Source organism: Rhodococcus sp. USK10 (genome assembly GCF_019378875.1).
Taxonomy (GTDB): domain Bacteria; phylum Actinomycetota; class Actinomycetes; order Mycobacteriales; family Mycobacteriaceae; genus Rhodococcus_F; species Rhodococcus_F pseudokoreensis.
In genome coordinates, this window is sequence record NZ_CP076048.1 from 3501942 (window position 1) to 3521012 (window position 19071).

General features: G+C 65.7%; 21 protein-coding genes. 6 read left to right on the top strand and 15 right to left on the bottom strand.

All coding sequences use genetic code 11. The features are described 5' to 3' along the window. Nucleotides 1–54: 54 nt before the first annotated feature. From I1A62_RS23085 to I1A62_RS23095, 3 genes are all read right to left on the bottom strand, one after another. Nucleotides 55–915 (bottom strand): SDR family NAD(P)-dependent oxidoreductase, encoded by an 861-nt coding sequence (locus I1A62_RS23085; RefSeq protein ID WP_192582153.1) that lies wholly within the window; start codon nucleotides 913–915, stop codon nucleotides 55–57. Between the two features lie 64 nt (nucleotides 916–979). Then, a complete protein-coding gene (locus I1A62_RS23090) occupies nucleotides 980–2179 on the bottom strand; it encodes a CaiB/BaiF CoA-transferase family protein (RefSeq protein ID WP_124396184.1) in 1200 nt (399 codons plus the stop codon). 244 nt (nucleotides 2180–2423) lie between these two features. Further along, on the bottom strand, nucleotides 2424–2948 hold the full coding sequence (locus I1A62_RS23095; protein ID WP_124396185.1) for a MaoC family dehydratase: 525 nt from the start codon (nucleotides 2946–2948) through the stop codon (nucleotides 2424–2426). 916 nt (nucleotides 2949–3864) lie between these two features. On the opposite strand from I1A62_RS23095, the gene I1A62_RS23100 reads away from it, so the two are divergent. After that, the gene (locus I1A62_RS23100) at nucleotides 3865–5214 is read left to right on the top strand and encodes an MFS transporter (protein ID WP_219460039.1); all 1350 of its coding nucleotides are present in this window, start codon (nucleotides 3865–3867) and stop codon (nucleotides 5212–5214) included. Nucleotides 5215–5848: 634 nt separating this feature from the next. On the opposite strand, the gene I1A62_RS23105 is transcribed toward I1A62_RS23100, so the two are convergent. The 4 genes from I1A62_RS23105 to I1A62_RS23120 all read right to left on the bottom strand — a co-directional run bounded on the left by I1A62_RS23105 (nucleotide 5849) and on the right by I1A62_RS23120 (nucleotide 9130). Continuing rightward, nucleotides 5849–6028, bottom strand: a complete 180-nt coding sequence (locus I1A62_RS23105) for a hypothetical protein (protein WP_124396187.1) — start codon at nucleotides 6026–6028, stop codon at nucleotides 5849–5851. 110 nt (nucleotides 6029–6138) lie between these two features. Beyond that, a complete protein-coding gene (locus I1A62_RS23110; RefSeq protein WP_219461350.1) occupies nucleotides 6139–7341 on the bottom strand; it encodes a cytochrome P450 in 1203 nt (400 codons plus the stop codon). Between the two features lie 44 nt (nucleotides 7342–7385). Further along, nucleotides 7386–8363, bottom strand: coding sequence for a PDR/VanB family oxidoreductase (locus I1A62_RS23115; protein WP_219460041.1), 978 nt, complete (start codon nucleotides 8361–8363; stop codon nucleotides 7386–7388). A gap of 98 nt (nucleotides 8364–8461) precedes the next feature. Next, the gene (locus I1A62_RS23120; RefSeq protein WP_219460042.1) at nucleotides 8462–9130 is read right to left on the bottom strand and encodes a TetR/AcrR family transcriptional regulator; all 669 of its coding nucleotides are present in this window, start codon (nucleotides 9128–9130) and stop codon (nucleotides 8462–8464) included. Nucleotides 9131–9233: 103 nt separating this feature from the next. Here I1A62_RS23120 and I1A62_RS23125 point away from each other — a divergent pair, with 103 nt between their 5' ends. After that, a complete protein-coding gene (locus I1A62_RS23125; protein WP_257890873.1) occupies nucleotides 9234–10274 on the top strand; it encodes an NAD(P)-dependent alcohol dehydrogenase in 1041 nt (346 codons plus the stop codon). 1 nt (nucleotide 10275) lies between these two features. Here I1A62_RS23125 and I1A62_RS23130 read toward each other — a convergent pair whose 3' ends face one another. The 7 genes from I1A62_RS23130 to I1A62_RS23160 all read right to left on the bottom strand — a co-directional run bounded on the left by I1A62_RS23130 (nucleotide 10276) and on the right by I1A62_RS23160 (nucleotide 15750). Continuing rightward, nucleotides 10276–10431 carry a hypothetical protein gene (locus I1A62_RS23130; protein ID WP_192582155.1) on the bottom strand — a complete coding sequence of 52 codons (156 nt, stop codon included), beginning with the start codon at nucleotides 10429–10431 and terminating at the stop codon, nucleotides 10276–10278. Nucleotides 10432–10507: 76 nt separating this feature from the next. Beyond that, the gene (locus tag I1A62_RS23135; RefSeq protein WP_124396191.1) at nucleotides 10508–11260 is read right to left on the bottom strand and encodes an IclR family transcriptional regulator; all 753 of its coding nucleotides are present in this window, start codon (nucleotides 11258–11260) and stop codon (nucleotides 10508–10510) included. A 27-nt stretch (nucleotides 11261–11287) separates the two neighbouring features. Beyond that, entirely contained in the window at nucleotides 11288–12925 is a 1638-nt protein-coding gene (locus I1A62_RS23140) for an ABC transporter permease (protein ID WP_219460044.1), read from the bottom strand. Beyond that, entirely contained in the window at nucleotides 12922–13851 is a 930-nt protein-coding gene (locus tag I1A62_RS23145; protein WP_124396193.1) for an ABC transporter ATP-binding protein, read from the bottom strand. The genes I1A62_RS23140 and I1A62_RS23145 overlap by 4 nt, the downstream gene beginning before the upstream one ends. A gap of 8 nt (nucleotides 13852–13859) precedes the next feature. Then, a complete protein-coding gene (locus I1A62_RS23150; protein WP_219460046.1) occupies nucleotides 13860–14564 on the bottom strand; it encodes a TetR/AcrR family transcriptional regulator in 705 nt (234 codons plus the stop codon). Between the two features lie 48 nt (nucleotides 14565–14612). Continuing rightward, a complete protein-coding gene (locus I1A62_RS23155) occupies nucleotides 14613–14993 on the bottom strand; it encodes a decarboxylase (RefSeq protein WP_124396195.1) in 381 nt (126 codons plus the stop codon). 145 nt (nucleotides 14994–15138) lie between these two features. Then, nucleotides 15139–15750, bottom strand: a complete 612-nt coding sequence (locus tag I1A62_RS23160) for a hypothetical protein (protein WP_219460047.1) — start codon at nucleotides 15748–15750, stop codon at nucleotides 15139–15141. A gap of 127 nt (nucleotides 15751–15877) precedes the next feature. Here I1A62_RS23160 and I1A62_RS23165 point away from each other — a divergent pair, with 127 nt between their 5' ends. Both I1A62_RS23165 and I1A62_RS23170 read left to right on the top strand, forming a co-directional pair. After that, nucleotides 15878–16768: an alpha/beta fold hydrolase gene (locus tag I1A62_RS23165; RefSeq protein WP_219460049.1), complete on the top strand. Its 891-nt coding sequence runs from the start codon at nucleotides 15878–15880 to the stop codon at nucleotides 16766–16768. A gap of 170 nt (nucleotides 16769–16938) precedes the next feature. After that, nucleotides 16939–17481 (top strand): hypothetical protein, encoded by a 543-nt coding sequence (locus tag I1A62_RS23170; RefSeq protein ID WP_124396198.1) that lies wholly within the window; start codon nucleotides 16939–16941, stop codon nucleotides 17479–17481. Nucleotides 17482–17537: 56 nt separating this feature from the next. Here the strand turns inward: I1A62_RS23170 and I1A62_RS23175 are convergent, their stop codons facing one another. After that, a complete protein-coding gene (locus tag I1A62_RS23175; RefSeq protein WP_219460050.1) occupies nucleotides 17538–18017 on the bottom strand; it encodes an SRPBCC family protein in 480 nt (159 codons plus the stop codon). 84 nt (nucleotides 18018–18101) lie between these two features. Here I1A62_RS23175 and I1A62_RS23180 point away from each other — a divergent pair, with 84 nt between their 5' ends. After that, nucleotides 18102–18563, top strand: coding sequence for a hypothetical protein (locus tag I1A62_RS23180; RefSeq protein ID WP_219460052.1), 462 nt, complete (start codon nucleotides 18102–18104; stop codon nucleotides 18561–18563). Nucleotides 18564–18588: 25 nt separating this feature from the next. Next, the gene (locus I1A62_RS23185; protein ID WP_219460054.1) at nucleotides 18589–18960 is read left to right on the top strand and encodes a hypothetical protein; all 372 of its coding nucleotides are present in this window, start codon (nucleotides 18589–18591) and stop codon (nucleotides 18958–18960) included. Nucleotides 18961–19071: the final 111 nt, after the last annotated feature.

The window sequence follows — 19071 nt, forward strand, 5'->3', positions numbered from 1 at the left end:
GACCGCGGGGCCTCAACTGATTGGTCAGTTGAGGCCCCACGGGCGTGACGTTGCTCAGGCGGAATGGCCGTTGCCTGGCCCGACGGAACCAGCGAGGTATGGATGCATCACAATCGGCATCACCTCGGTGGTCCCAGCGTCGACTGCAATGGTTGCGGCAGTGACGTACCGCGACTCGTCACTGGCGAAAAACAGCGCAGTGTAGGCGACATCCCAGCCGGAGCCCTCGGTGCCGGTGAGTCCGGCCTGCGCTCGCATCTCGCGCGCATTGACTTCGCCATCCCACCCTCCACCGCTGTAGCCGAGACCCATAGGGATTGCGACGTGGCCTGGAGCTACGGTATTCGCGCGAATGCCGTCCCGCCCATAGGTGAAGGCCATCGCCTTCGCCATGCCGACCATCCCGGCCTTTGCGGCCGAGTACGCGATTCCACCGCCACCGCGCATGCCGGCGATCGAGCCGATCATGACGATGGATCCGCCGCCCGCGCTACGCATGTGCGGGATGGCGGCATCGCACATCAACTTCGCTCCGCGCAGGTTGATGTCGACCACGCGCTGCCATAGCTCGTCGGTATTCGCTCGTTCGTCCGGGGCGATTGCGGCGTTGTTGACCAGGATGTCCACACTGCCGAACCGTTCGAGGGCGAGATCCGCCGCTCGCTGGCACATCGCCGGGTCGGTGATATCGGCGACTGCCAGGTCCGCTGTTCCTCCGACGGCCCTCACCGCCCGTAGGGTGTGCTCAGCGCGGGCACGTTCGACGTCGACGATGAGGACTTGCGCGCCTTCACTGGCAAACAGTATTGCCATCGCCGCGCCCGTACCCGCCAGCGCGCCGGACGAGCCAGCCCCGGTGACGATCGCTGTCCGACCCGCGAGCCGCCCGTTTCGTGGCAGATCCGGAACGGTCAATTCTGTTTCCCGACTCATTTCTTGCCTTTCTGCGCCGTCCGGAGACGACCGCCGATGCAGTGTCTCAGATGACGCCAGCCGAGGAAAGGCGTTCGATTTCGTCGGATTCGCGGCCGAGGTAATCTCCGAAGACAGCCTTGTTGTCCGCCCCGAGTGCGGGTGCTGCGTGCCGTACCGAGCCGGGGTGATTGGTCAGCCTCGGAATCACTCCCTGCATCTTGATGGTTCCCAGATCTGCATCGGCAACCTCGACCACATTGCCTCGCTCACGGAATGTCTGATCTTCGAGGATATCCTGCACGGTGTAGATCGGCGACGCGACGACCCCCAACTCGATCATGGTCGTCATGCACTCTTCGAGGGGCCGCTTCGAAATCCACTCGGCGACCAGACCGTCGAGACGCTCACGCCGTTCGGCCTGCATTGCCGAGGTGGCGTAGTCCGCGACCGGCTCACCAACGAGCTCAGCCACATTGCGCACCGACCGAGGAGTGCCGGAGGTGACCGTCAACCACTGCCCGTCGCCAGTTTTGAAAGTGTTGATTACTGCAGCCGGCGCAGCAGCCAGTCGGTTGCCCACCCGTTCCGGCACCTCGCCCAACTGGTCGTAGAAGATCACCTGCCACTCGATAAGGCGGAACAATCCGTCGTACAGCGCCAAGTCGATCCACTCACCGGCAAAGTCCGGATCCTGTGATCGTCGATAGAGCGCCGCCTGGATCGCGAACGCGCCCATGAGGCCAGTGACTGAATCCCCGTGGGAGAAGCCGGTATGCACCGGGGGTCCGTCGGGGAAGCCGGTGATGTTGACAACTCCGCTCATCGCCTCGCCTACCTTGCCGAAGCCTGGCTGGTCTCGGCGCGACGACGTCGCACCGAATCCGGTCACCTGCAGCACGATGATCTTCGGGTTCACAGACTGCAGTGAGGCGTAGTCCAAGCCCCACTTCTCCAGCGTCGAGACCCGAAAGTTCGTGATCACGACGTCCGCCCACTCGGTCAGTTCCCGGGCAAGCTCGCGCCCCTCCTCTGTCCGGAGATTCAGCGTGACCGACTTCTTGTTGCGCGCCGAGACCTTCCACCACAGGTGGACACCGTCCTTGTGGGGACCCGCGGCGCGTTGCGGGTCGCCGGCACCAGGGTCCTCGACATGGACAACCTCGGCCCCCAGGTCAGCCAGCAATGTTCCCGCCAGCGGCCCGGCAATCACATGCGCGAATTCTACGACCTTGAGACCAGCCAAAGCTCCCTCAGACGCGGCCATGAGCACCTCCATTATTTCGATACACGATTCAATGATGCGAACTATACGTATAAATGCTGTAAATGGTCAAGGGGTTGGAGTCGGGCGAGAGTGAACGTCCACGCGGGAGCCGGCCGGCAGTAACCAACTGCAGACGAACAGCTTTCATTCGCAGTTCGCAAACGTTCCGCGATCGCCAGACTTGCTCGCAATGACGTCATCCGAGGCATCGATCCCGGATGAGTCGCAGCGCCCTCATGCCCCATTACTTCGTCAGGGGACCAGATTTCGCGACCGGAAAGTAGTCCTGCCCCAGACCCGTCTCGCGCGAGGGCAGAAGCGCCGAACGCTGCCAGGCCATGACGACGTCACCATCCTGGTTCAATCCTCGAGTACGCATTTCGACAATGCCGAATCCCGGACGCGATTGGCTTGGACGAGTTCTCGTACAGACACTTTCAGCATAGAGGGTGTCCCCGACGTAGACCGGGTGAGTGAGTTCAAGATCGGTCAGCCCCAGATTTGCGACCGCATTCTGGCTCATGTCCAGAACGGACAACCCGAGCACCAGTGCGATCGTCAAACCTGAGTTGACCAGGATTCGCCCCGCCGAGACGGGGTTGCGTGCCGCATAGTCGGCGTTGAAGTGATTCTGATTCAAATTGCAGGTCAGCAGGGTAAACCATGTGCAATCCGCCTCGCTGATCGTCCGTCCGAGCGGGTGCTGATAGATGTCGCCTGCCACGAAGTCCTCAAAGAAGCGACCGAGTTCAGCCTTGTGAGTTACCATAGCATTTATACTTACCATACGCATATTTAACTCGTCGAGGGCGAGTTCGCCCTACGCCAGCCGGATGCGCCCCACTGCGGGCGGTTGCTCTTGTGACACAGATTATACGTATGGTACTGATAATACGATCCCTCCTTCGTGGGTGAAGACGAACAGGAGTCGCATGACGATCCGAATCGACTACCGATGCTCAACAGTTGAACACGTTGTCGAGGCTCACTCCGGTCCCCACCCCCGGACAACGTTCGGGACAGGTACGGGATAGGCGCGCAGCGCTTTTCCCGGTTGCCACCACCGGCCTGACAATCGATGAGGGGTCGTCGGCGACACTGCGCGCAGAACAGTTGCCTCTGTCACTACCGCGGGCGGCTACGCGGTCATCGGCCGATCGCGTCCGGATGTCGCCACTGCGATAGCCGAGAGTTCACCTTCGCCGAAGCCGACACGAATTCCGCCACCGTTGATCCATTTCGAGACGGAACTTGCACGCTGCGGCGGCGTCGATGCACTCGTCGACACACGGCGATGAAACATCGCTTTTCACTTCCTTGTCGTCACACGAACCCAGTGGAGCGCGATTCGCGTATCCAACACCAGATCGTTGCACCTTCCCGGTGCAGGCGATCGCGCGACACCGCTATCCGGCTGAGAGCCAATACGATCGAGTAGGAGGGTCTACCCTGAATGGCTCTCTCGCACTGACGATGCCTGGCGAGCCTGCAGCAAGGCTACGAAGACCGATGCGCTCTTTGATCAAGTTGCGAAGGACTCCGCATCGCGACTCGACAAACCCAGTGAATCGCCGAAGTTGTCACGTTTCCGCTTTCGGCACGCCGCACGAACCCAGCGAATTCCATACGCGCAAAGTTGATCAGCAACCACAATACATCCACGAATCACAGAGATCGGATTGACCGTGAGTGAACTAGCAGCATCGACGGATGGAATCGCACAAGCCGATTCGTCCCGGGCGATCGGAAGCCCCTCGAGAAGAGTTCTTGTCAAGGTCGTCGGTGGAGCATCTGTCGGCTCCTTCGTCGAATACTACGACCTGGGCGCCTACGGCTTTTTGGCCGCCACAATATCTCTCGTCTTCTTCCCACCCGGAAACGACACTGCAGCGCTTCTTTCGACCTTCGCAATTTTCGCCGTTTCTTTCTTTGCACGCCCGATTGGCGGATTGATCTGGGGCAGGCTCGGCGACCGGATAGGAAGAAAGAGAACACTTGCCACAGTCATCATCATCATGTCGATCGCAACGATGCTGATCGGCTTCCTGCCCGGATACGCAAGCATCGGCGCACTGGCCCCCACTCTCCTGGTGGTACTGCGATTCGTCCAAGGTATCTCCGCCGGCGGTGAGATCACCGGCGCGGCAGCGTTCGTCTCCGAGTACTCTCCGGAAGGTCGAAGAGGGCTCCTCACCAGTTGGATTCAGGCATCGACAACATGCGCGATGCTCGCAGGTATTGTCACCGCGTCAATACTGAACGCCACCCTCTCGACCGAAGCCATGCAGAACTGGGGATGGAGGATCCCATTCCTGCTGGCGGCGCCCCTGGGAATCGTTGGGCTCTACATCAGAAACAACCTCGAGGAGACGCCCAAGTTTCAGGAGTTGCAAGAATCGCGGGAGGCTACACAGCAGAGCATTTCCGGAACGGGAAGTGACAGTGGAGCACAACGCAGGGCGATCGCTCTCGCCGTCGCCATTGGGGCCATCCAGACTGTCGCGTTTTATGTCCTCCTGAGCTACCTCCCGACGTACCTCGTCAAACAGATCGGCCTGTCTCAGGGCGAGGCGTACTTGGTTCTCGGAATTGCCGCAACTGTGCTGATGCTTCTGATTCCCCCCATGGGCGCCCTCTCGGACAAGATCGGGCGCCGCTGGAGTCTGATTGCGGCTACCCTCGGATTCCTGACTCTGAGCTACCCTAGTTTCCTTCTCATTACATACGATGGCTTCAGGACCGCGCTTATCGGTCAGTTGGTACTCGTAGTTCCAGGCTCTCTCGCCGCAGCCTCACTGCTTGCAACCCAGGGTGAACTGTTCCCCACGCGAGTTCGGTACACCGGTCACGCCATCGCAATGGGTATCGTCGCAGCCGTTTTCGGCGGCAGTGCTCCGTTTGTCGCGCAGGCACTCACGTCTGCCACCGGTAGTCTCTTCGTACCCGCATACATGATTATGTTCGCTGCAGCAATTTCATTCGTTGCGAGTCTAGTGATGAAGGAGACCGCGAAAAATCCGCTCAGGTTGGAATGACTCCGTAAGTCCCGAGGTCGGCTGATGCAAGCAGCTGAGCGGAGGCGTGGTAATTGCGAACAACGGCGAAATATTTCACGGCAGGGGGGCAGTCGCCGCCAGCATCTCCTGCTCGCCGTCGAATTGGTCCAGTTACGAGGCGATTAGCCTGGATTCCCAGTGCCGGGGCGGATCAATGTGGGGATCGCTTGTTCGGAATCGACGTTCTACCGGGCGGCGCGGGCGCAGAAGTTGACCGGGGACCCTCGCCGCACCCGGCGGGCCGCGGCCCGCCGGGCACCGGTCGCCCAGGCCGGTTGGGCCGGGCAATTGTGGTCGTGGGACATCACGACGATGCACGGCCCCCAAGCAGGACAGGTATGGGAGGCGTCCCTCGATCACCACGGCCCGCCGACGAAGGCTGCGAGGACAACGTGGAGCACGCGCAGCGCAGCAAGCATGCACGACGTTGGCATCGACCGCCAGCGCCGGCACATCCTTACCGGCCGAGGGACGACCTCACGACAAGTCGTGCGTCACTCCAGTCAGGAATGACACAGTCGGTGGTGCATAGCGCGGTGGGCGTGACCCAGCTGACGTCGCCGACATCGGTCGACCTGGTGAGCACGCCGGGGCGCGCCGGTGTCGAAGATGATCACGCCGTCGTGGAGGGAGCTGTCGCCCACATTGCCACTTCCATCACCGTGTTCCCCAAGAGGCCCGAGGGAACACTCACCCGGTCGAGTACCTCTGTCTCCCAGAAGTTCTCACCGCTGGTGAGCGAGTCCTTCTCTTCGGTGGTGGGTTCGGTGGATGCGGATGAGCGAGTGTCCATGGTCCCCCTCTCCGTGGCGGCCGGGGTCGGGAGCATCGTATCGACGGGACCTTCGGAGTCCTGCGACTTTCTGCCGCATCAATACATACGTACGTATTGCAAGTCTTGTCTCACGAGAGCCGCACCCGCACCGGCACCGATTCCCACGACCGCAGCGTGTTGTTGAGGTGGCGGCGCACCGGCCCGGCGATCTCCAGCGACTCCAAGCGGGATGCCAGCGCCGTCAGCAACGCCTCCGATTCGAGGCGGGCGACATGCTGGCCGACGCACTGGTGGATGCCCATCCCGTACCCCACGTGCCCGGACGGATTCCGGCCGAGATCGAACGCGTCCGGATTGTCCCACCTGCGCGGATCACGGTTCGCGGCGCCGAGGAACATCAGAATCTTCCTGCCGTCGGGGATCACCGCGCCGCCGATCTCGGTGTCACGCGTGGCCGTGCGGAAGAACGTCTGGACCGGTGACTCCCACCGCACGGCCTCGTCGAACGCCGTCCGGGCCAGCGTGCGATTCTCGCGCAGCTTCGCCCACTGCTCCGGATGCCGCGCGAACGCGTAGAGCACGGCCGCGAGCCCGTTGACCGTGGTGTCCACTCCTGCCGTCAGCAGCGAGCGCACGGCGAGCGGCGCCTGCTCGTACGTGATGTCGCCTCGGTCCGCCGCCGCCCAGATCTGCGCACCGAAGCCGTCGCCGGTGAGCGCGTCGCGCGCGCACTGCTCGTTGACCCAGCCGGACAGTTCGGCCACCCTCGGCGCCCCCTTCTCCACCAGGCTGTTGAGCGGACCGAAACTGTTGAAGGCGTGGTCCCCATACGGCAGCAGGTTCTCCCGTCCGGTGCGGGAGATGCCGACGGCATCCGGGAAGACCCGTAGCGGGAACGCTGCAGCGAGGTCGGTGACCGCGTCGAATTCGGTTGTGTTCGAGACCAACTGGTCCACGAGGACATCTGCGTCCTGAATCCACGACGCCCTGAGCTTCTGCAGTGCGCGCGGACCCAGGATCTTGCTCAGCACCGCCCGCGGAGCGTCGTGGTGCGGCGGGTCGGCCTCGAGCAGGATACTCGGGGGACGCCACGGGGTCTCGTACCGGAAGTTGCTCAAACCGACACCGGCGGCGGATTGGAACGACTGCCAGTCGGTCAGCGCGGCATGAACCTGCTCGTAGCGGGCGAGCGCGAAGACGTCGTAGCGCCGCAGGTACACGACCGGGCCCGCGGCCCGCAGGTCCGCCTGGAACGGCAACGGATCCTCCAGGACGTCGAGGGCAAACGGGTCGGCGTCGCTGACGGGCAACGCGGGGGCGGGGGCGAACATCGTCACGGGAAATCCCTTCGCTGGGTATGTCACGTCTGGGTGTGTCAGAGGTCGAGCACGAGACGGTCGGAGCACGACCGTGAGACGCAGATGAGCATGCAGTCGCCTGCGGATCGCTCGTCGTCGTCGAGGACGGAATCGCGATGGTCGGGGGCGCCGGCGAGGACGGTGGTCTCGCAGGTCCCGCACGTGCCCTCACGGCAAGAGGACAGGACGTTGACCCCGGCCGCCTGCACGGCGTCGAGGACGCTGGCGCCGGGAGGCACCGTCACCGCGAGGCCGGAGCGCGCGAGTTCGACCTCGAACGGTTCGTCGCGCAGCGGCGCGCCGCGATCCTTCGGCACGAAGCGTTCGGTCCTCAACTTGCCGACGGACCAGTCGGCGCAACAGCTTTCGACGGCCGCGAGCAGCGGCCCGGGTCCGCACACGTAGACCTTGGTGCCGTCCGCGGCGGCCGCGGCGGCGAGATACGCAGGCAGGTCGGGGTGGCCCTGCTCGTCCCGGGGCACGACGACCACCCGGTCGCCGTAGCCGGCGAGTTCGCCCCGGAACGCCATGGACGTCCGGGTGCGGCCGCCGTACAGGAGTTGCCAGTCGATTCCCATCAGTTCCGCCTGGCGGATCATCGGCAGCAGCGGGGTGACTCCGATGCCGCCGGCGACGAACAGGTACCTCGGCGCGGGGACGAGCGGAAAGTTGTTGCGCGGGCCGCCGACCCCGACGAGGTCGCCCTCGGCCAGTTCGTCGTGGACGTACGCGGACCCGCCGCGGCCGGCAGGTTCCCGCAGCACCCCGACCCGGTAGGTGTGCGCGTCCCAACGGTCACCGCACAGCGAGTACTGGCGGGTCAGCCCGTTCGGGAGCATCAGGTCGATGTGGGCGCCGGGCGCCCAGTCCGGCAGCCGGCGGCCGTCCGGGTGCCGCAAGGTCAGCGCTACGACACCCTCCGCGACAACCTCTTTGGCGACAACTCGCAGCGCCGCGTCCGCGGGCGCACCGGCAGAAACCGGGTTCTGTGGCATCTCGACTCCTCGATCTCGCGTTTGTTCGAGGATCTTCCGAGCAGGGGCCGAGCCGCCAGGGCATTTTCAATAGTTGAAAGTCGAGCACGTAACCGGGGTCACTCTCCCGGGAGAATTTCCGGTGCCGTCACACGCTCGAGTCCGTCCAGAACGAGATCCAGCCCGTACTCGTACTCGTAGCCGAAGTCGTAGCCGGGAGCCATCGCGTGCTCCGTCACGAACTCGGTGAGGTGGGGGTACTCGTCGACTCGAACGCTGCCCAGGATCGCTTCCGCCACGTCGGCGAGTTCGCCGGAGGAGCCGAACGGCAGACTCGCCTCCTGCATCGCGAACCCGTAGATATAGCTGTCCAGGACCGAGAAGGCGTGCGCGGCAAGCTCGATGGAGAATCCCGCTGCCCGCAGAATCCCCAGCACCGCGTCGTGGTGGCGGAGCGTCGCGGGACCGGGCGTCGCGCGGGACTCCATCAGAACGGTGGCCCAGCGGTGCCGCGCGAGCACGTCGCGTGCGGAGATCGCCCGCCGGCGCATCGCGGTCTTCCAATCGAGCCCGGTCTGCGGCAGGTCGATCTCGCCGAAGACGACGTCGACCATGCCGTCGAGGAGGTCGGGCTTGTTCTTCACGTGGCGGTACAGCGACATCGCCTCCACCCCGAGCGTCTGCGCGATCCGGCGCATCGTGAGCGCGTCGACGCCGCTGTCGTCGGCCAGGTCGACGGCGGCACGCAGGATGCGCTCGCGGGTCAGGGGAACCCGCGGTTCCGTCATCGCTCATTCTCCATCGGGACAGTCAACATTGTAGGCATCAGGCTTACATTGTAAGCGTACGCTGTAAGCAGATGGCCGATCACCCTCCGAACGGAGCCCGACAATGGAGCCACCGACCGAACCCGAACGCCCCACTTCTGCGTCCAGGCACCCACGCGGCACGATGAAGGCCGTCGTCCGGGACGTCTACGGCCCGCCCGAGATCCTCGAACTGCGGGACGTCGCGGTACCCGTTCCCGCCGTCGGCCAGGTGCTGGTCCGAGTGCACGCGGCAGGTGTCGATCGCGGCGTGGCGCACCTCGTAACCGGACTTCCGTACCCGTTGCGCCTCGCCGGGTACGGCCTCCGCAGGCCCAAGGTCGCCGTTCCCGGGATGGACCTCGCCGGACGCGTCGAGGCGGTCGGCGACGGCGTCACCGGATTCCGGCCCGGCGACGACGTCCTCGGCATCGGCACCGGGACGTTCGCGGAGTACGCGTGCGCGCCCGCGGCCAAACTCGCACACAAGCCGGCCGATCTGACGTTCGTGCAGGCCGCGGCGATCGCGATCTCCGGCCTCCCGGCGCTGCAGGCGGTACGCGACCACGGCCGAGTCGCAGTGGGGCAGTCGGTGCTGATCCTCGGCGCCTCTGGCGGTGTGGGCACGTTCGCCGTGCAGATCGCCAAGGCGAACGGCGCGGAGGTCACCGGCGTGTGCAGCACCGCGAAGGTCGACCTGGTCCGGTCGATCGGCGCCGATCACGTCGTCGACTACACAGTCGACGACGTCACCCGGCTCGGACGACGCTACGACGTCGTCCTCGACATCGGCGGCAACACGTCGCTGTCGCGGCTGCGCCGGGTCCTCACTCCGCGCGGGAGACTCGTCATCGTCGGCGGCGAAACGGATGGACGGTGGCTGGGCGGCACGGATCGCCAACTCCGCGCGCTGGCGCTGTCCCCCTTCGTGAGTCAGACACTGTGCGTGTTCGTCTCGAAGGAGGACGGTAACGACCTGCTCGTGCTTCGCGACCTCGTCGAGTCGGGAGACGTCAGACCGGTCGTCGAGCGGACGTACCCGCTGGGCGACGCCGCCACGGCCCTCCGTCGCCTCGTCGACGGGCAGGTGCGCGGAAAAGTCGTGCTCTCCGTGTCTGCCGACTGAGTCAGGAGGTGTGTGCCCGTCGGCTGATGTCCTTGTCGACCGCGGTGGCGATGTCGTGCACGAGCCGGGAATGCCAGTGTTTGTGTGCCTCGAGATCCGCGGTGAGGGCGTGGCAGTCCGGGCATTCCAGGGGGCTGGGTTGTGCGGTGCTTTCCATGGCGCTGCGCTTTCCGGGAGAAGTGGTTCCGATTCCACCGTGGCACGGGCGGGTCGGATAGTCCACCGCAGAGGGCCTACTTCGACGCGGTCGCCATCACCCGGGTGATGCCCTTCGCGGCCGCCTGCAGCGCGGGGATCTGCGCGTACGCCCTCTCGTCGTTCGGCACGACGACCGACAGCGCGGCCACCACCTTGCCGGTGCCGTCCCGCACCGGAACGGCGACACCCGTCGTGTCCGGGTACAGGTGACCGGCACAGAGGATGTAGCCGTGCCGGCGCACGTCCGCCAGCACACCCCGCAACTGTCGTGGGGTACGAATCGTCTTGTCGGTGAACACCTTCAACGGCTCTCCGAGGATCCGTTCCTGGAGCTCCGACGGTCCGTGCGCGAGCAGGATCAGCCCGGACGAAGAGACGTGCAGCGGCATCCGGCCGGCGATGCGCGTGTAGTTGACGACGGCTCCCGGCGCCGTGAGTCGCTCGATGAACAACACCTCGTCGCCTTCGAGGACACCGAGTTGCGTGTGCTGCCCGACGACGGCGTGCAGGTCCTCCATGAACGGCATCGCCGCTTCCCTGAGCCCGAGGGTCGGGGATGCCCGCGACGCGACCTCCCACAGGCGCACGCCGATCCGCACCTTCCGGTCCTCACGCTCGAGCCAGCCGCATCCCACCAGTTCGTCGATCAGCCGCGACGTCGTGGAGATGTGGAGACCGGACCGCCGGGCGATCTCGGACACCGTGAGCAGCGAATCGTCGGAACGGAACGATTCGACGATCCGCACCGTCCGGGCCAGGACGGACTCGCCGGTGTGCACACGTGCCATGCCTTCAGTGTGCACACCGGCCGGGGCTCAGCGCAGATCGCGCCGCCGGAACGCCGCCACACCCACCACGATCAGCGCGGCCGTGATCAGCAGCAGCCACCCGATCGGCGCCCATTCGAACTGGCCGCCCGGCAGCTTCGGAGCGTGGCTGAACGGCTCGAGATTCAGTACCGCCTGCGGGAACTGCGCGATCGACCCCACCATGAAGATCAGCAGGAACGCGACGAGCACTCCCCACGCCACCGACGTGAACCGTGGAACGACACCGAACAGCAGGACCGTCACTCCGGCGAGCATCCAGATCGCGGGAAGCTGCACGAGCGCCGCCCCGATCACGTCGGGCAGGGCTCCTCCCACGTCGTCGATGGATGCCCCGTACGTGAGTCCGGCGGCCACCCCGGCCACGATCATCGCGACCGCCGGACCCAGCAACGCGAACAGGATGTGGCTCGACGCCCACCGGACCCGGCCGACGCAACCGGCGGTCACGGGTTCGAGACGCTGAGCGTTCTCCTCCGAGTACAACCGCAGCGACGCGGAGATCGCGTAGGCCGCGGCCGCGATGGCGAGCATGGTGAACGCGTAGCCGATGAACGATTCCTCCAGCGACTGCGACCCACCCATCCGCAGGATGATGTCCCGGATCGTCTGACTGTTGCCGACCTGGCCGCCGACGCCGTTCGCGGCGCTGCCGATCAGCAGTCCGTACAGTCCGAGCCCGGCGGTCCAGGCCGCGAGCGTGCCGCGGTGCATCCGCCACGCCAGTCCGAGGGTTCCGGCGAGCGCGGGCGATGCGTCGGTGGGACCGGGCCGTTCGGCGATCAGGCCGGCTCCGACATCGCGGCGGCGCAGGAGAGCGTACGCAGCACAGGTGAGTACGGCCGCCGTGACGAGGCTGGGGATGACGACCCACCAGCGTTCGTCGGCATACGGACGGATCTGCAAGGCCCAGCCGAGCGGCGAGAACCACGACAGGGTGCCGCTGCCGGCGTCACCGACTGCGCGCAACGCGAACGCGACGCCCAGCACCGTCAACGCGATGCCGCGCGCGACGCGGGCGCCGGTGCTCACCTGGGCCGCAACGGCCGCCACCGCCGTGAACACCAGACCGGAGCAGGCCAGCGACGTCCCGAAGGCCACCGAGCCGCCCACCGGGAGGTCGCGGGCGAGTAACGCTGCCGAACAGAGAATCCCGGTGACGACGGAGGCACCACCGGCGAGGATCAGCGCCGCGGTCAGACCTGAATACCGTCCGACGGCGGTGGAGTCGAGAAGCTCGGCCCGGCCGGTCTCTTCCTCGGCGCGGGTGTGCCGGATGACCGTCAGGATCACCACCAGCCCGATCAGCGTGTAGTAGATGCCGGCCTTCCAGACCCCCACCGAACCAAGGCTGGAGTTGAAGATCGGCCCGTACATGGCGATCTGCGCGGGGCTGGCCGCCGTGGTGGCCGCGAACTCCGCCAGGTCGGCCGGGGAGGTGTAGATGTCGGCGATGCTCGCGACGTACAAGGCGGGCGCGAACGCGAAGATCAGCACCCACAGGGGCAGCGCGATCCGGTCCCGGCGCAGGAACAACCGCAGAAAGTGCAGCGTCCCTTTGAAATCCGAGGAAGATACCGGCGCCGGTTCCACGGGCCGGAACCGGGACACCGTCGCGGTAGTCATGCCCGCACCTTCTCCACCGTGTCGGACGACGCCGTCGGGCCGTCGTCGATCTCGTAGTGCCGCAGGAAGAGTTCTTCCAGGGTCGGGGGCTTGCTGACGAGGCTCCGCACCCCCGTGTCGCCGAGCACCCGGATGAGTTCGCCGAGATGTTCGCTGTCGACCTGGCAGTGCAGCGTCGACCCGTCGAACTGGATGTCCGCCACGCCGTCGATGCGACTCAGATCGCCGGGATCACCGAGAAGTTCGGCCGTGATCGACGTGCGGCTGAGATGCCGCATCGACGCCAGTGTCCCGGATTCGACCGTCCGCCCCGACCTGATGATGGTGACCCGCTCGCACAGCGCCTCCACCTCGGACAGGATGTGACTGGACAGCAGCACCGTCACCCCGCGGTCCCGGGCCTCGGCGACGCACTCGCGGAACACCTGTTCCATCAACGGATCCAGGCCCGACGTCGGCTCGTCGAGCAGCAGCAGGCGGGCGTCGGACGAGAACGCCGACACCAGGGCCACCTTCTGCCGATTGCCCTTCGAATACGCTCGCCCCTTCTTCCGCGGGTCGAGGTCGAAACGCTCGATCAGATCCCGCTTGCGGGTCTCGTCCAGTCCGCCGCGCATCCGCGCTAGGAGGTCGATGGTCTCGCCGCCGGATAACGACGGCCACAGTGTCACGTCGCCGGGGACGTACGCCATGTCGAGGTGCAGTGCGACGGCGTCGCGCCACGGATCGCGGCCGAACACGGTGGCCTCACCGCTGTCAGGGTGCAGGCTGCCGAGGAGGACGCGGATGGTGGTGGACTTGCCTGCCCCGTTCGGCCCGAGGAATCCGTGCACTTCCCCTTCGCCGACTTCGACGTCGAGTCCGTCCAGCGCCCGGGTTCGTCCGAACGTCTTCACCAGGTTGCGCACTTCGATGATCGCGCTCATAGCTGCTCCTAGTTCGGGGAGTCGGTATGTTCTGGGGGTGCCGCACCCGCCTGCGCGGCGCCGTCTTCGGTGGCCAGATACGCCTCGAGCATCGACGAATCCGGCAGCAGACCCTCCGTGTACATCTCGAGGGCGGGCAGCGTGACGTCGGTGGCGAGGTCGCGGATGGCGGTGGCGTAATCGAGCGGAACTTCCTTGTCGGCGCGCATCTGCAGGTAGAGCAGCATCGCGCCGACGTTGTAGAGGGTCAGATAGCGGGCCCGCGCCGCCGGGTTGCGGCTGGGCCGGACACTTCCGGTCGCCACTCCCAGTTCGAGGTACTGGGTGGTGTCTTCCACCATGTGCTCGAAGAGGGATTCGCCGAGACCTCCGCCCGCCTGGAAACTCCGCACGATGTACGCGACCAGCGGGGCGTACTGCTCGATGTCGGCGAGGGCCTGCATGGCTCCCGCCGGTCCGGGCGTCGATATCGCCTCCGCCTTCTGTTCCCGGATGATCCGCAGCACGTGCTCGTCGCATTCGGCGCGCAGGCCGTCCTTCGAACCGAAATGGTGGATGACCAGGCCGGGTGACACCCCGGCGGCGGTGGCGATCGCCCGCAGTCCGGTGCCGAAACCGTGATTGCCGAACACCGTGATGGCCGCGTCGCGCACTCGGGCGCGGGTGGTCATGTCGGGTTGCGGGACCCCGGAAGCGGCAATGGTTGAACGCATGTTTAATACGCTAAACGCGCGTTCAACCGGACGCAAGGGGTGACGGCGTCAAGATTTCGTCAAGGCGGAAACATCCCGGCGCCCGGTGAACACGACACTCGGGCGGGGGAACCGGTTCCGAGCGCAGGCCTCGTCCAGTGATTCGTCGACGGCCTCGCGCAGATCGACCCGATCCGCGTCCGCCAGGACCAGCTCCGTCAGGATCACCCCGTAGTCGCGGCGGACCCGTTCCATCAGCCCGATCGCGTCGTCGATCGAACCCGAGCCGGCGGGGCATCGGACACCGACGAGCCGGAGTTGTGGCTGTTCCATGACCGCACGCAGCGCGTCCTCGATGCCCGGGCCGTCCGTGCCGAGGGCCGACAGGTCGAGCAGCGTGTTCTGCCGCGACTGCTCGTGCGCGAACAGGTGGGGAAGATGAAGCGTCATCGGAACCTCCTCGATCCGTCGACGGCCGTGGGTGGGCCGACTCGGGATTCAGTTCCAGATCTACCCCGGTTGCGCGAGGTTTCGGCCGGTCTTGACACAGATCTGACTCCGGCGACCGCAATCCTGACGCGGTGTTGGCGCGGGCCTACGCCGTGGTGGCCTTCGCGACGGCGTCGCGAGTGAGACCGGTCAGCTTGTCGACGTTCTCGGGGGTGGCCGGATAGCCGGCCGACGTCACCCCGACGACATATGCGCCGTCGAGCGCACCGTACCCGATGTGCGTGTCTTCACCCTGCGTGACGGAACCGGCGAACGCCTTGTCGCCCACATCCGCCGGCGCGGGCAGCGCCACGAATCCCGGGACGACTTCACTCTTACCGATCGCCTGCTCGAATGCGGTGGAGGCCGCGTCCGGGCTGGGGTATTGGTCCACGGAGATGGTGACTCTTCGCCCGTCTCCGCCTTCGTAGATCACCATTCTCGTCGCATCGGGGGCACCGGCCGCGGTGGAGTTCTCACTCGTCGCGGTCTGTCGCTCGATCTCCGGGAAGTAGTTCTGCACTCCGTCCAGCGCGACGACCACGCCCTCGGGCAAGAGGTTCGCCGCGGACGTCGCCTGGTCCTGCTGCGAGTCGCCTTCGGACCCGGAGTCCTGCTGCCCGCACCCGGCCGCAAGCAGGACTCCTGCCAGGACGATCGAGAAGAAGGCGAGACCGCCGCGCCTACGTACTCCGTGCCGCTCCGTCGATTGCACCACGCCGGATACCCCTCACCGCTCGGGACGAACCACCCGTCGAGCCTAGTATGGAGAAGTTCGGAGGTACCTGCAGTTTCGACGCCGCCCACCCAGTTTCGGCGTCCGGCCAACGCTGTGAGGAGTCCACGTGACGAGCGAGGGAAGCATCCGGGTCGGCAGCCGGACCATCACATATCTCGAAGCCGGTGATCCGCGCGGACCGCTCGTGCTGCACAACCACGGCGGACCGTCCAGCCGATGGGAGGCCGAACTGTTCGACCCGTACGCGAAGGCCAACGGATTGCGATTCGTGTGCGCGGATCGGCCGGGCATCGGCGGGTCCGACCTCCAGCCGGGCCGCACCTTCGAGAGCTGGACCGACGACCTCCTGCTGCTGGCCGACTCGTTCGACGCCGACCGGTTCGCGGTGACCGGGTGGTCCGAAGGCGGACCGTGGGCCCTGGCGGCGGCCGCGTATCTGGACCCGATGCGCCTCGCCAACGTCGTGTGCATCGCAGGCGGAAACTACGGAACGTTCGGACCGAACTGGGCCGCGAAGTATCTGAGCAGTGTGGACGCACTGGGCGGTCGCCTGGCGCTGCACTTCCACCCGGGTTTCACGCTCATGTACGAGCTGCTCGGCATGAGTGCCACACATTTCGAGGATCGCTACGGGCAGGCGATCACGAAGTCGGCGTGCGCGGCAGACCGGGAGGTACTGGCCGACGAGGACGTCCTCACAACATTTTTGAAGGCGAGCCGGGAGTGTTTCCGCCACGGCGCAGACGGACTCGTCGTCGACGCCACGATGCTCTACGAGGCCTGGCCGTTCGACATGACCAAAGTGACACGCCCGGTGCACTTCTGGCAGGGCAGCGCAGACACCCTGGTCCCCGAGATCATCAACAAGACTGTGGCCGACAGAACCCCGGGCGCCGTCTGGCACCCGGTCAGCGATGGTGGTCATTTCATCGCCGTCAGCCACGCCGACGACATCCTCGCGCTGACAGCGAACGAGCTTGCGTCAGCATCCAACTGAAAGACCCGGAAGCCCACGATGACCGCATGAAAGCCGGTCGCCGGGACCCGAATACAGCTGCGTGAGAAACGTCCGACCCGCGCGAGCTGTAACGAATTCTTGTCCGCCGCCGAAAGTCCAGGGGGCGAGGTACGTCTCGAGTCTCGGGGAATGAAGAAATGGGAGGGCTCATGAGCAACCAGTTGGGGCGCCGCGCATGCGCTGCGGTACTCACTGCTGTCGGGTTGGGAACCGCTGTCGTGGCAGGAGGGGGTGCGGTCGCACATGCTCAGCCCGCACCGCCGACGTCGACGACGATGACGTGCTCGAGCGCGAATCCGCTCGTCTGGGCACCGCCGTTCACGTGGACCGTCAACGCCTCGTCCGGGGAGTCGCTGCGACCGGGTGGGTCGGCGCTGGAGCCGGCGATCCTGCTCAGCGGCGGGAATGAACTGCCCACGCCGCCCGGCGGTCTGATCCCGAGCATCGGAATCAACTGGTACGGCACGCGGGTGTCGGTCGACTGGCACAACACGACGACGGGCGCGAGCGGCCACAGCGTCAGCGACGAGGCGGCGTGGCAGCAGAAGCCGGGAATCCCGATCAACCGGACGTGGACGGGAACCGGAACGGTGTCGTTCACCGTCACCGTCCAGACCGGCGCGGGATGGTGGTTCGTCAATTCTCAGAACGCCGTCTGCCAGGGAACGATCTCCGTGGTACCCGGGCGTTAACCGGAGCCGTCGGCGGCGTGGCGCACAAGTGCCACGCCGCCGACGGTCCTCGACTGTCAGGCGGAAGGTTGCCCGTCGTTCGCCTCGGCGAGTTCGGCAAGCCGGTCAGCGGACGCCAGCAGCCAGTCGGACGTGGTGTTGCGGGCACGCTGTTGGCGTTTCGGGTCGTCGGTCAGGCGCGACCAGTCATAGGTATGCGTGACGCGAACGCGGTTCTCGTCGAGCGGCTCGAGCTCCCAGCGCCACAGATGCCCCGGCGGTGGATGGCCGTGCTCGGACGGCGTCCAGGCGATCAGACGCCCCTCCTCGAACTCCACCACGTGATTATCGCGAATGCCTGCGTTGGTGAGCGTCATGGTGAATACGTCACCGACGGCGCGCACCCGCTGGCCGGGCGCGGCCTCGGCCAGGTTGTCGTTGCCGTCCCAGCGCGGCTGTTGCGCCGGGTCGGCGATCAGTTCGAAGATCACCCGCGCCGGGGCCGCGATAACACGGCTCGCGGTGACGACGGTGGGAATCCCGTTCTCCTCGGTCATGACTCGATCAAACCACGAGGCATCACTCGTGGCGTGTTTCCGAGGTACCGTCAAGACCATTGACCGACGGCGATCTGGAGCACCATGTCTCTTCCCACGCTCGGCAAGTCGATCGCGATCACCGGACTGGCGCTGGCCGGACTGTTCGGTGCCGCCGCCCCGGCCGCAGCGGATCAGACCCAGGACCGGTGGGTGAACATTCCGGCCACCGCGACGGTCGCTCACGGACTTGCCTGTGGTGGCCGGATCGGAGGCGTCACCGTTGCCACCGACGCACTGCCCGGCCTGGTCTACGTTCGGCTGAACGGGACGTTCGTCGGTGTGTCGTCGACGCCGGGAGTGCTGTGCTCGGTATTCGCGACGCTGCACTGGCGCAACCTGGAAACCGGCGCCGCAGGTTCGTGGTCCGCCGACGTCAGTGGCGGGCTGCTCGACTTCCCGGCGGAACCGTGGGCCCACCTCGAGACGGGATCCGGTCGCGTCGAGGTCACGCTGACCACCGACCGCCCGCACATCCCCAGCACCACGCAGATCAACGTGTATTGAGCACCGGACGAGGAAAGGGCACAACATGCGCAACCTTCGACGTACGGCAGTGGCGGGGGCCATGATCGCGGGACTGATGACCGTCGGAACCGCAACGGCGGCCGCCGCGCCGTTCGGCTCCCTCGGCGACGGCCCCGATCTCACGATCAACCAGGCGAATACCGACGGCGTCAACGCGTGCGCCGTGCGCGTCACCAACGAGGGCGACGGCACCGCCACCGGCGTCACGGTCCACACCCCGCTCGTGTACGAGAGCACGAACCTCGGCACGCTCGCTCCCGGCGAATCGAAAATCGCCCAGTACTTCGACTGCGGATTCTCCGACCGCATCTTCTACTTCGCCACGACCGCCGGCGAGACGAACTGGGCCGACAACTTCCTGTACCTCGAACTCTGACCGCCCGCGGTCCCCGCCGACCTGGACAATCGCGGATCCAATGAATTTTTTCAAAATATTTAAGAAGAGTCATTGACTCGCTGAAGATCTTCACTATAGTTCTGTGAGTCA